Genomic DNA, 12,830 nt, shown 5'->3' on the forward strand with positions numbered 1-12,830 from the left:
GCTGATCCTCCAGCTGCTCCTCGTCGCGGCCCTGGCCCTGGCGCTGGCACGGCCCGAATGCACCGGCACGCGCACCGTCGGACCGCCGGTGGCGGTGGTGCTGGACGCGTCCATGTCCATGCAGATTGCCGACGTGGGCCGTCCCCGGATCGAAGCCGCCAAGGACCAGGCGATCGCGTTCGTCCGCACGTTGCCCGCCGACGTGCGCGTGTCGGTGCTCAGCGCCGAGGGCGCGCCGCGGCCGCTGGTAACGCACAGCGCCAACCGATTTGAGATCGAGGCCGCGATCGACGGCATCCGGCCAACCGCCGCCGAGGGTGCGATTCCGGGAACGCTGGACATTGCGCTGTCCCTGGCGCCGCTCGCCGCCGGCGGCATGGTGGCGCTGTTCAGCGACGGCGCGTTCGAGCTGCCGCCGGGCCGCGCCTATGACGACGTGACGGCGTTCATCGTGGCGGGGGACGCGGCCAACGTGGCGCTGGAGCAATTCGCCGTGCGCCGGGAGTTTGGAGAGGCGCGCGGCGTCCAAGGCCTGATCGTGGTCCGCAATGACGGCACGCGGGCGGCCGACGTCACAATCCGTATCGAGGCGGCCGGCATCGACGTTGCCGAACGCCAACTGACCATCGAGCCGCGCGCCCGCGAAACCTTGCTCATCGACGATCTCGGCGCGGCGCCGGGCTACTCCGCCACCGTGGTGCGCGGCGACGACGGCCTGGCGCTGGACAACACCGCGTATGCGGAGCTGAGCGATCCGCGGAACCTGCGGGTCCTCGTTGTCGGTGAGGAAACCGAGCCGATCGTGCGGGCGCTGCAAGCGTCGGCCAGGGTCACGGCGGCCGGCGGAACGCCGGGCGAGTTCGACACCGAGCGCCCGCACGACGTCTACGTGTTCCAAGGCTGGCTGCCCGAGTCGCTGCCCAACGCCTCGGTGGTGTTGGTGGGTCCGCCGGATGTCGAGGCGCTTGGGATTCAGGAGCTCCCCGCGCTGGAGTCCGCGCCCCGCGCCGCCCGGGACAGCGTGCTCCTGAGGCACGTGGACCCGATCGCGATCACCCTGCCGCAGGCGCGGCGCTATGGTGCACCGGCCGAGCTTGCAGTCGACCTGGACGTCGACGGCGGCGCCGTGCTGGCCCACGGGATCATGGACCGGCGGCGGCTGGTGCTCATCGGGCTCGACCTGCTGTCCCCGATCGCCACCATCGCCCCCTGGTACCCCGTGCTGTGGAGCAACGTCCTGCAGTGGGCCGATCCGTTCAACCCGCGCGGGGGCGATGCGCCGCTCACCCCCGACCGGCCGGCGCGGCTGATTCCGCACCCGCTCGCCGACGCGTTCGAAGTGGTGCACCCGAGCGGGACTCGGACGGAATTCCCGGTCACCGCCCCCGCGGTGCTCGACGCCGGCGAGATCGGGACCTACGTCGTGCGGCAATACCGCGATGGCCAGGTGCTGTCGCAGACACGCCTGGTGGTCGAGCCGCCCGAGGGAGAAGTTGGCACCGGTTTCGCCCAGACGATGACGGGCGCCGCGGCGCCCACGGCCGGCGCGACCGCGGGGGTGCCGGAGACCGTCCGGCTGTGGCCGGTCTTCGCCGCGCTGGCGTTGTTCTTCCTGATCGCCGAGTGGTGGTGGTTCCACCGCGTTCGCGGGTTGCGGTAGCGCCGTGACGCTGGATCGCATCTGGCTGCTCGCCTTCCTGGCGCTCATCCCGCTCGCCATTTGGATGACGCACGCGAGCCGCGCCCGACTCTCGCGGCGACGCACAGCCGTTGCCGCGATCCTGCGCTCGGTGGCCATCGCCGCCATGGTGGTGGCGCTGGCCGGACCCGGAGGCGGCAGCGGCCCACCCGTCACGATCTTCGCCGTTGACACCTCGGCCAGCGTGCCGCTGGCCGATCAGGCCCTGGCCATGGGGCAGGTCGAAGACTTCGCGCGGGCCTTCAGCTCCGACACACCGGTCGGCGTGGTTCAGTTCGCTGGCCGCGCCGCGGTGCTCGCCTCACCTGATCGTCTGGAGGAGGCCCCGCCGCTCACGGCAGCGGTGCCGACCGACGCGACGGATCTGGCGCAGGGCCTCTCGGCGGCCCTGGCGCTCGTGCCGCCCGATCGTGAGGGCCGGATCGTGCTCGTCAGCGACGGCAACCCGACGGCGGGCAATCTTGACGCGGCGATCAACGCGGCGGTCGTCCGCGGCGTCACGGTCTCCCCGATGCCGGTGGCGAGCGAGGCCGGCACCGACCTGGCCATCGACGGTCTCGACGTGCCCCCGGCGGTGCGCCGGGGCGCGGCGGCCCAGGCGCAGATCACGGTCGTGTCCGGCCGTCTCACCAGCGCACGACTCCGGCTGTGGAGCGCGGGCACGCTGCTCAGCGACGCCCAGGTCGAGCTTCGCCCGGGTCGCCAGACCTTCATCGCGGACTTGACCGGCCTGCCCGACGGCTTTCACCGCCTGCGAGCGGAGCTGCTGGAGGACGCCGACGTGCGGCGGGCCAACAACGTGGCCGAGGCCGCCACCTGGGTGCAGCCGGCGGGATCGATTCTGCTCGTCGGCGACGCCGTGGCGCCGGCAGTCCAGGGGGCGCTCGCGGCGTCCGGCCTCGACATCACCGCGGTCCGACCGGCGGACCTCGAGTCCACAGCGCTCAGAGAATTCGACGCCGTGGTGATGACCGATACCGCCGCCGATTCGCTGAGTCGCATCCAGATGGAATCGCTGCGGGAGTACGTGCGCGACGGCTACGGCCTCGTGGTGGCCGGCGGCGCCCAAAGCTACGCCGCGGGCGGGTATGAAGGCACGCCGCTGGACGAGGTGCTTCCCGTGTGGTCGAACCCAACCGAGGCGCGGCCCGACCCACGCCTGGCCATCGTGCTGCTGATCGATCGATCGTCGAGCATGTCGCGGGAGACGCCCGACGACAAAGTCAAGATCGACCTGGCGATCCAGGGGGCCGTGGAGGCGGTGGAGGTGCTCGACGAAGGCGACATCATCGGCGTGATCGCCTTCGACGAAAACACGCAGTGGGTCGTCCCGCCGCGCGCCATGGAAAGCGTCACCGACCTCTCAAGCGTGGTCGACGCCATCCAGCGGATTCAGATCGGCAATCTGACCGACATGTTCCTCGCCATGTATACGGCCAGGGAGCGACTGCAACGGGTCGACGCCTCCGTGAAGCACGTGATCCTGCTGACGGACGGCAAGGCCCACCGCGGCGACTTCGAGGCGATGACCCGCTCGATGCGGCGGCGCGATATCACCATCTCGTCCATCGCCATCGGGGAAGACGCGGACAAGGACCTGCTGACCGAGGTGGCGCGACTGGGCAACGGCCGCTACTACTTCGCACCCACGGCCAGCGACCTGCCGCGGGTCCTGACGCAAGAGACGCGGTTGGCCGGCGAGTTCGCCATCGTCGAGCGGGAGTTTCAGCCGCGGCTCCAGACGCCCAGCCCGGTCTTTGCCGGCGAGCTGCAGGGGCAGGCGCTGCCCAACCTGACGGGCTACGTCCGCACGCGGGCCAAGCCCACGGCCGAGGTCGTGCTGGCCTCCGATAGCAACGATCCCATCCTGGCGCAGTGGCAGTTCGGCCGTGGTCGCGCAGTGGCCTGGACATCGGATCTCGGGGGCGACTGGGCCGAGGACTGGTCCCAATGGCCCATGTTCGCCGCCTACCTGCGCCAGGCGGTGGACTGGGTGATGCCGCCGCCCGACGGGACGCTCGCGGAAGGCCTGTACCCGGTCGTGGAGGCCACCGCCGAGCGCACCACGATCACGATCGACTCGCTGGAGTCCGACGGGAGCTTCCGAAACGGGCTGGACACGAGCGTGCGACTGATCTCACCCGGGGGTGAAACGCTGGCCCACACCGCCCACCAGTCAGCGCCCGGCCGCTACACGCTCGACACGGCCAGCCCTCCGCCGGGCGTCTACGAGGTCCAGATCGAGCAACGCACCGCCGGGGCGCTGGTGGCGAGCAGCCAGACGTCGCTCGTGGTGCCCGCGCGCGCGGAATTCCGCAGCATCGAGCCCGACCTGGCCACGCTGCGCCGCATCGCGGCGGCGACGGGCGGCGCGATGGTCGAGACGCCGACGGATCTTGCCCGCACCGCGCTCCGCGCCACGCCCGGGGGTCAGCACCTGGGATGGCCGCTGTTTCTCACCATCGGGCTGCTGTGCGCCGTGGCCGACATCGGCGTTCGCCGGGTTCGCGGTACCCCGCGCGAGGTCTGGGAACAGCTTCGGGAGCGTGTAGAATCGCTGCGTACGGCGCTTCGTTCGCTGCGCCGCCTGCGGCGCTTCCGACAGCGCCCCTGACATCGTTTCTAGCCTGTGAATAACCCCATCGGGCGCCTCGCGCAATCATTTCAGCGGGCGGGGTTTGCCCTGTATCTGGTCGGTGGCCCCGTGCGCGACCGCATCCTCGGGCGCGAGTCTGCGGACTTGGACTTCACCACCGACGCGCGCCCGCCCGAGATCAAAGTGTTGCTGCGCCGCGCCGGCGCCGACCATATCTACGCCGTGGGCGAGCGGTTCGGCACCATCGGCGCGATCTTCGGCGACATGCCGGTCGAGATCACCACCTATCGGTCGGAAACCTACGAACCCGGCTCACGCAAGCCAAGCGTGACGTTCGGCCACTCGCTGGAGGGCGATCTCTCCCGCCGCGACTTCACGGTGAACGCCATCACGCAGGACATCGCGACGGGCCGCATCTTCGACCCGCTGGGCGGACTCGGCGACATCGCGCGGCGCGTGATTCGGGCCGTGGGCACCCCCGACGACCGGTTCCGCGAAGACCCCCTGCGCGTGCTGCGGGCCGTGCGCTTCGCCGCCCAACTGGATTTCACGATCGACCGCGACACGGCCGCCGCCATGCGCCGCCAGGCCACGGGCTTGGGGACGATCAGCGCCGAGCGGATCGGCGCGGAAATGCACCTCATCATGGCCTCGGACCGCCCCAACCGCGCCATCGTGACGCTGCTGGAGCTCGGGCTGCTGGGCTTCGTGATTCCCGAGCTGATCGCCATGCAGTCCACGGTTCAGGACGAGCGGCACGAGCACAAGGACGTGTTCGCCCACACCATGCGCGTGCTCGCCGGGACGCCGAACCGCCTGGAGTTGCGCTGGGGCGCCCTGCTGCACGACGTGGGCAAGCCCGCCACCAAGACCGTGCGTCGCGGGCGGGTGCACTTCTACGGCCATGCCGAGGTCGGCGCCCGCATGACGCGCACCATCCTGGAGCGGCTGCGCGCCGACAACCGGCTGACCGACCGCGTCTGCCACATCGTGGTGCTGCACATGCGCGCCAACGGCTACGAGCCGTCGTGGACGGACGGCGCGGTGCGGCGCTTCATCCGCGAAGCCGGCGCGGAGCTCGACAACCTGCTCGCCCTGTCCCGCGCCGACATCACCAGCTATCGGCCGCGGCGCGTCGAGACGGGACTCGCCCGCGTCGCCGAGTTGCGGGCGCGCTGCGACAGCCTGATGGCCGAGCAGGACGTCACCGCCCTGGACAGCCCCCTGGACGGCCATGCCCTCATGGAGCTGTTCCAGCGCCCGCCCGGCCCATGGATCAAGCCCGTCAAACAGCACTTGCTCAATCTCGTGCTCGACGGTGAGCTGGCCCCGGACGACACCGAAGGAGCGACCGAGATCGCGCGCGAGCTGGTCGAGCGTGAGTCGGGCATAGCGGCCGCACCGGCCAAGGCCTAGCTCGGTGGAGTCCAGCGCCGACCAGTGGGAGCGCCTACGGGGCTGGCTCCAGCGCAAGATTGCCCAGATGGCGGAAGGCGATTTCGAACGCCTGCCGCCGCAGTTCAGCGATGACCGCGGCCGTCGGGCCAGTGAGGCCTATGAGACGGTGCTGCTGGCGATGGAGGTCCTCGAAGGGCGGCGCGGCACGGTTGTCCGCCAGCCCGACGACACGACCTGAGCGGGGCCGCGCTCCCCTTCCGGTGGCCTAGGCTGCGTGCAGCCTGGGAACACTCCCCGCAAACCACGTCTGATCGCTTTGATTGTCACTCCGAGCCGCAGGCGAGGAATCTCAGACGTACGTTCTCGGAAGCAGAAAGTGAGATTCCCGCACCCCGGAACCTGGATTCCGGCTTTCGCCGGAATGACGGAAGGGCAGATCCGGTGGCCCGGGCTGCGTGCAGCCTGGGATAGTCGTGCGCCCACCCGACCGGTCGCCGCCCGCGACGCGCTAGCATGAGCCGTCTCGTCCCCGAGTCCAGCGAAGTGCCACAGGACCCTGACGCCACCGACGTATTGATCATCGGCGCCGGCGCTTCGGGCGCCGCCGTGGCCTGGTCTCTGGCTCGGGCCGGCATCGGGGTCACCTGCCTGGAGCAGGGCGGATGGCTGGATCGCACCGACTATCCGCACGAGTTGCCGGACTGGGAGATGCACCGGCAGACCGACTTTTCCAACGATCCAAACGTGCGCGGGCGGCCCGAGGACTACCCGCTCAACAATGCCGACACGCCCATCGCGCCGCTCATGTTCAACGCCGTGGGCGGCAGCACCATCCACTGGGCGGGCCACTTCCCGCGATTTCGGCCATCCGACTTCCGCGTGCGCGCGCTGGACGGGGTGGCCGACGACTGGCCCATCGTCTATGAGGACCTGGAGCCCTTCTACGAAGAAAACGACCTCAACGTTGGCGTGGCCGGGCTCAGCGGCGATCCGGCCAATCCGCCGCGCGGCCCGCGGCCGCTGCCGCCGGTCGCGCTCGATCCCGCCGCGTACGTCTTCATCGACGGACTCGAAAAGCTCGGCTGGCATTGGTGGCCGGCCGACGGCGCCTTGCTTACCGCGCCCTACGGCGACGGCCGCCACGTGTGCAACCGTTGCGGTCCGTGCGACTTGGGGTGCCCGAACGGCGCCATGTCGAGCGCCCACGTCACCTATTGGCCCAAGGCCCTGGACCACGGCGCGCGCCTCGTGACCCACGCCCGCGTGCGCGAGATCACGGTCGATGCCCGCGGCCGGGCGTCCGGCGCCGTCTACTACGACCGGGACGGCGTGGCGCGACACCAAGCCGCACGCGCGGTCGTGATGGCGTGCAACGGCGTGGGCACACCGCGTCTGCTGCTCAACTCCGCCTCGGCGCTGTTTCCCGACGGGCTCGCCAACTCGAGCGGGTATGTCGGCCGGAACCTGATGTTCCATCCCATCGGCTTCGTGAGCGGAGAGTTCGAGGAAGATCTGGTTGGTTACCAGGGTCCGCTCGGCGTGCTGCTCCACTGCCAGGAGTTCTACGAAACCGACTTGTCGCGAGGCTTCGTGCGTGGATGCCAGATGCAACTGCATCACGATTTCGGCCCGCTGAGCACGGCGCTCGGGGGGTTTACGGCACACCGCGTACCCTGGGGCGCCGATCACCATCGGGTGATGCGAAAGCGGCTCGGCCGCACGCTGTCGATCACCGCGATGACCGAGGATCTGCCGGAGCTTCACAATCGGGTCACGCTCGACGAGACCCTCACCGACAGCCACGGAATCCCGGCGCCAAAGATCAGCTACACGCTGAGCGACAACACGCAGCGCGCGATCGACTTCGTGGTCGCGCGGGCGCGCGAGCTCCTCGAAACGTGCGGTGCGCACGAGGTGCGGGAGCTGCCCTGCGTTCCCGAGTCGGGCTGGCACCTGATGGGAACGGCGCGGATGGGGAACGACCCGGAAACCTCGGTGGTGGACCGCTGGGGCCGCGCCCACGACGTGCCAAATCTATTCGTGGTCGACGCCAGCCTCTTCGTGACCGGGGCGCCGGTCAACCCCACCAGTACGATTCAGGCGCTGGCCCTGCGCACGGCAAGCTGGATCGGCGCCCATCACCGCGAGATCGCCGCGTGAACGCCGAGTTGCGCTTCCTGACCGACGAGCAGTTGCGCCTGGCAACGGCCGTGCTGGACGTGATCGTCCCGCCCGATGGCGAAAGGCCAGGCGCCGGCGGGGCCGGAGGCGCCGAGCGCTTGGACGCCATCCTGGCCGAGCGACCCGACGTCAGGCGCCCGGTGCTCGAAGCGCTGCGGGCGATTGACATCGCCGCCGGCCCACGCGGTTTTCTGGCACGTGATTCCGCGACCCGGCCCGATGTCTTGCGAACGGTTGAGATGGCGCAACCCGAGGCCTTCACCGCCCTGGTCACGCAGACATACAACGCCTACTACACGTGCCCCAAGGTTCGCCGTGAATTAGGCTTCACACCCGAGAATCCGCAGCCCGAGGGATACACGCAAGCCCGACCCTTCGACCCCACCCTGCTCGAAGGTGTGCGCACGCGCAATCGGACCTGGCGCCGCGTTTAGTTGCGACGGCCGGTGGCCGCCGAGATTGGCTTACGCCTTCTGCACGCCCAGGTCGCCGGCCCGCATTTCGAACTGAACCTTGAAGCCGGACTGCGCGGCTGCCGACTGGATGCGGCCGCGAATCGTGGGCTGTCGCTTCTTCTCTTGATCCGAGAGGCTGATGACTACCCACTCGCCACGCGACGTTTTATCCAGACGGTCGACAATCTCGCGAATCTCAGGGCTGATGCGACGAGAACGCTGTGGTCGCTGCTTCCAGTCGCCGGTTGAAACTACCTCTTTGACCTTCATCCGATTCCTCACTCCTGTCGAACAATCCACATTGGATCGGGTCATCATGACACACGCCAATCGTCTGATGCAAATGTCGGACCAGTGTTGAAGCTATCCGGGATGTAATCGTGGCAATACTGGGCGGGCGGCTGCCGGTGCCTTGCACGCTATCTTTTTGCGACCTTGTATTGCGGCAATTGGTGCGCTGCCGGGTGATCTAATCGTGGGTCCATTCCCACGAGAGCGTGTCTTGCCGAAAGACTGGTCCGTCCCTACATACGCGCTTGACGCCATGCGTGGTGCGGACCACGCAGGAGTAACACACCCCAACGGCGCAGCCCATGCGCGCCTCAAGCGACGCGAAGACCGGGCGTTGACCGCGCTCTAATCCGAATCTGGCGCCGAGCCGCGACATTGCCTCGAGCATCGGCGTGGGACCGCACACGAACACTTGCTGGGACCAGTCCCACCAATCGGGAACTAGGTCCGTGATGACGCCCGCATGGCCCTGCGAGCCGTCGTCCGTCGCAGTGAGATAGGTCGTCGACTCCGGAATCCAGTCCGCGGGAGTGATACCCGCGGCATCCCGCGCGCCGCACAACATGGTGGATTCGACGCCGTTTGCCGCCGCGCGGTCTGCCATTACCAGCAGCGGCGCCAGTCCGATCCCCCCGCCGACGAAGAGCGCCCGCTCGGCGTTCGGCTGCCACTCGAACCACGTTCCGAGCGGGCCGAGCAAGTCGATTTCCGTTCCCGGATCTTGCCGCACGAGCCAGTCGGTGCCGCGACCCACGACATCGATCAGAAAGGCGATTCGGCCCTGCTCGGACTCCACGCGGCTGAAGCTCAACGGTCGCCGCAGCATGGGGTCGTAGCTGCCGGGATCGCCGCACAGGGCGTGGGCAAACTGTCCGGCGCGGGCGGTCGCCGCAATGCCCGGCGACTCGTAGGTGCACCACCACAGGCGCTCGGTGATGCGCACGTTGCGGACGACCCGCGCCGTCTCCTGCTGCGCCTTCACGCCGAGGCCGGCGCCGCGCCGCGGTATTCGTCGATTGTGCGCACGTCATACGATCCGCGCGTGGTGCCGAGCGCGTCCAGCAGCGAGCGGACCGTCTCCAGCGTGGTCAAGCAGGGAGTGCGCGTCTCCGCGGCGGCCCGACGCATGTAGTGACCGTCCTGCAGCGCCTGGCGGCGGCCCGTCAGCGTGTTGACCACCAGCACGCTGCTGCCCGAGCGGATGAACTGCTCCACGTTTGGGGTGCCGGCCCGCATTTTGGCCACCGTGCGAGCGCGGAGCCCAAGGTCGCGAATGAAGCGCGCTGTGCCTTCCGTGGCGACGAGCCCGTATCCCAGCTGATCCAGGCGTCGGATGATGTCGACGGCCCCGGGCTTGTCGCGGTCGGCGATCGAGAGCAGCACGTCGCCCTCGGGCGGCAGCGCGTTGCCCGCCGCGATCATGGCCTTGAGCAGAGCGGGCGGAAACGCGCGATCCACGCCCATCACTTCGCCCGTGCTCTTCATCTCCGGGCCCAAATAGGTATCCACGCCCGAGAGCTTGGCCATCGAGAACACGGGAGCCTTGACGGCGACCAACGGGGGCACCGGCGCCAGACCCGGCGCCCAGCCAAGCTCGGCCAGCGAGGCGCCGAACAGCGTCTGCATGGCCAGGCGCACCATCGGAATTCCGGTGGCCTTGCTCAAGAACGGCACCGTGCGGCTGGACCGCGGGTTCACCTCCAGCACGTAGACGTCGCCGTCGTACTCCACGTACTGCACGTTGACGAGCCCGCGCGCGCCGAGGCCGGCGCAGATGCGCTGCGTGGCTTCCAGAATGGCCGCCTGCGTCGCCGCCGACGCCGTGACCGGCGGGTACACGGCAAAGCTGTCGCCGGAATGAACGCCGGCCCGCTCGATGTGCTCCATGATGCCGGGAATCAGCGTGTGGACGCCGTCGCAGATCGCGTCGACTTCGAGCTCCCGGCCTTCGAGGTATTTGTCGACCAGCACCGGGCGTTCGGGCGAGGGCTGAGTGACCTCACGGATATAGCGTTCGAGCTCCTGCCGGTCGTCGACGATCTCCATGGCGCGCCCGCCCAAGACGTAGGACGGCCGCACGAGCACCGGATACCCCAGCTGCTCCGCCACGGTCACCGCGTCCTGCATGCGGGTCACCGTGGCCCCCGGCGGACGCAACAGCCCAAGCCGTTCGAGGAACCGGTCGAACTTGGCCCGATCCTCGGCCTCGTCGATGCTGCCCGGACCGCCGCCCGCGATCTCATGGCCCAGCGTGTAGAGCGGCTCGGCGAGGTTGATCGCCGTCTGGCCGCCAAACTGCGCGATGGCGGGAGGCATCCCGTTGCGCCGGCCCTCGTTCGCCAGCACGTCGGCCACGCTCTCCACGTCCAGCGCCTCGAAATACAGCCGCGTGGACGAGTCGAAGTCGGTGCTCACGGTCTCCGGGTTCGAGTTGATCATCACGCTGGCGCGCCCCGCCGCTTGCAGGGCCCACGCCGCGTGGACGGAGCAGTAGTCGAACTCGATGCCCTGCCCGATGCGAATCGGTCCGCTGCCGATCACCACCGCCGGCGAGTCGGCTTCGGGCCGGGCCTCGTTTTCGTGCTCGTAGGTGCTCCAGTAGTAGGGCGTGACGGCGTCGAATTCCGCCGCGCACGTATCGACCATCTTGTAGACCGGAGTGATCCCGTATGACTCGCGCCGTTCGCGCACGCGCTGGGGCAGCTCGTCGGCCAACGCGGCGATCATCTCGTCGGAAAAGCCCATCCGCTTGGCATCCCACAGCAGGTCGGCCGTCAGCGGTTCGTTGAGCAGGCGGCGCTCCATGGCGTGGATGGCGGCCATCTTGTCAACGAAGAAGATGTCGATGCGCGACCGCCGGGCGACCTCCGCCGGCTCCGCCCCGCGCCGCAGGGCCGCCATGATGGCCCACAGCCGCTCGTCGTGCCCATGGTCGATGCGCCACCAGATGGCCTCATCGTCGTCGGCCCACGCCGGGTCCTCCCAGAGCAGCGTGCGGCCGCCGATCTCCAACCCGCGAACGGCCTTGTTGAGGCAGGCCTCGATGGTCCGCTCGATCGCCATCACCTCGCCGGTCGCCTTCATCTGGGTGCCCAGGCGCCGGTCGGCGTGCTCAAACTTGTCGAACGGCCAGCGCGGGATCTTGGTCACGACATAGTCGAGCGCGGGCTCGAACGCGGCGCAGGTCCGCTGGGTGATGGGGTTGGGCAACTCGTCGAGCCGCCGGCCCAGGGCGATCTTGGCGGCAATGCGCGCGATGGGATAGCCGGTGGCCTTGGAGGCCAGCGCGGATGACCGGCTCACGCGTGGATTCACTTCGATCACGGCGTAGTTGAAGGACTTGGGATCGAGGGCGAACTGGACGTTGCACCCGCCCTCCACGCGCAGCGCGCGAATGATGCGCAGCGCCGCGGACCGGAGCATCTGGTACTCCTTGTCGCTGAGGGTTTGACTGGGGGCGAACACGATGGAGTCGCCCGTGTGCACGCCCATCGGGTCGAAGTTCTCCATGTTGCAGACGGTGATGCAGTTGTCGGCGCCGTCGCGCATCACCTCGTACTCGATCTCTTTCCACCCGGCCAGCGAGCGCTCCACGAGGACTTGCCCGATCGGGCTCGCCTGGAGCCCGCCATTGACCACCGCCTCAAACTCGTCCTCATGCCGCGCGAATCCCCCGCCGGTTCCGCCCAGGGTGTAGGCCGGGCGCACCACCAGCGGGAAGCCGCACGAGCGCGCGAAGTCCCAGGCTTCGGGCAGCGAGGTCACGGTGCGACTCTCGGGCACGGGCTCGCCGATGCGCTCCATCAACGCTCGAAATCGCTCCCGGTCCTCCGCGTCCTGGATGCCTTCCAGCGGCGTGCCCAGCACCCGCACGTCCGAGGCGTCCAAAATGCCCGCCTCGCCAAGCTCCACCGCCATGTTGAGGCCGGTTTGTCCGCCCATGGACGCCAGCAGCCCCTGCGGGCGTTCCTGCTCGATGACTCGCGCGAGCACTTCGCGCGTGATGGGCTCGATGTAGACGCGGTCGGCGATGCCTTCGTCCGTCATGATCGTGGCGGGGTTGGAGTTGACCAGGATCGAGCGCACGCCTTCTTCGCGCAGCGCCTTGCAGGCCTGCGTCCCGGCGTAGTCGAACTCCGCCGCCTGGCCAATCACGATCGGCCCCGAGCCGATCACCAGCACGCTGTCGAGATCAGCCACGCATGCGTCC

General features: G+C 69.1%; 9 protein-coding genes. 6 read left to right on the forward strand and 3 right to left on the reverse strand.

The genetic code is table 11. From position 1 onward, the window contains the following. From OXG33_01195 to OXG33_01220, 6 genes are all read left to right on the forward strand, one after another. Positions 1–1,660, forward strand: a 1,660-nt coding sequence (locus OXG33_01195; protein MCY4112539.1) for a VWA domain-containing protein, incomplete at its 5' end; no start/stop codon positions are given. 4 nt (positions 1,661–1,664) lie between these two features. Continuing rightward, positions 1,665–4,313 (forward strand): VWA domain-containing protein, encoded by a 2,649-nt coding sequence (locus OXG33_01200; protein MCY4112540.1) that lies wholly within the window; start codon positions 1,665–1,667, stop codon positions 4,311–4,313. Between the two features lie 15 nt (positions 4,314–4,328). Continuing rightward, positions 4,329–5,711 carry an HD domain-containing protein gene (locus tag OXG33_01205; protein ID MCY4112541.1) on the forward strand — a complete coding sequence of 461 codons (1,383 nt, stop codon included), beginning with the start codon at positions 4,329–4,331 and terminating at the stop codon, positions 5,709–5,711. Between the two features lie 4 nt (positions 5,712–5,715). Then, on the forward strand, positions 5,716–5,931 hold the full coding sequence (locus tag OXG33_01210) for a hypothetical protein (GenBank protein ID MCY4112542.1): 216 nt from the start codon (positions 5,716–5,718) through the stop codon (positions 5,929–5,931). A gap of 275 nt (positions 5,932–6,206) precedes the next feature. Beyond that, positions 6,207–7,853 (forward strand): GMC family oxidoreductase, encoded by a 1,647-nt coding sequence (locus tag OXG33_01215; GenBank protein MCY4112543.1) that lies wholly within the window; start codon positions 6,207–6,209, stop codon positions 7,851–7,853. Continuing rightward, positions 7,850–8,308 carry a gluconate 2-dehydrogenase subunit 3 family protein gene (locus OXG33_01220; protein MCY4112544.1) on the forward strand — a complete coding sequence of 153 codons (459 nt, stop codon included), beginning with the start codon at positions 7,850–7,852 and terminating at the stop codon, positions 8,306–8,308. The genes OXG33_01215 and OXG33_01220 overlap by 4 nt, the downstream gene beginning before the upstream one ends. Positions 8,309–8,338: 30 nt before the next feature. Here OXG33_01220 and OXG33_01225 read toward each other — a convergent pair whose 3' ends face one another. The 3 genes from OXG33_01225 to carB all read right to left on the reverse strand — a co-directional run bounded on the left by OXG33_01225 (position 8,339) and on the right by carB (position 12,820). Continuing rightward, a complete protein-coding gene (locus OXG33_01225) occupies positions 8,339–8,599 on the reverse strand; it encodes a hypothetical protein (GenBank protein ID MCY4112545.1) in 261 nt (86 codons plus the stop codon). 199 nt (positions 8,600–8,798) lie between these two features. Continuing rightward, positions 8,799–9,602 (reverse strand): dihydroorotate dehydrogenase electron transfer subunit, encoded by an 804-nt coding sequence (locus OXG33_01230; GenBank protein ID MCY4112546.1) that lies wholly within the window; start codon positions 9,600–9,602, stop codon positions 8,799–8,801. Continuing rightward, on the reverse strand, positions 9,599–12,820 hold the full coding sequence (carB, locus tag OXG33_01235; protein ID MCY4112547.1) for a carbamoyl-phosphate synthase large subunit: 3,222 nt from the start codon (positions 12,818–12,820) through the stop codon (positions 9,599–9,601). Before carB ends, OXG33_01230 begins: the two co-directional genes overlap by 4 nt. Between the last annotated feature and the right edge of the window lie 10 nt (positions 12,821–12,830).

This window comes from Chloroflexota bacterium, from assembly GCA_026708035.1.
GTDB lineage: Bacteria > Chloroflexota > UBA11872 > UBA11872 > UBA11872 > JAJECS01.

Bases quoted from the DNA above. Each gene is read 5' to 3' on its own strand.
- OXG33_01215 (MCY4112543.1), top strand. From the start codon at position 6,207: ATGAGCCGTCTCGTCCCCGAGTCCAGCGAAGTGCCACAGGACCCTGAC.
- OXG33_01225 (MCY4112545.1), bottom strand. From the start codon at position 8,599: ATGAAGGTCAAAGAGGTAGTTTCAACCGGCGACTGGAAGCAGCGACCA.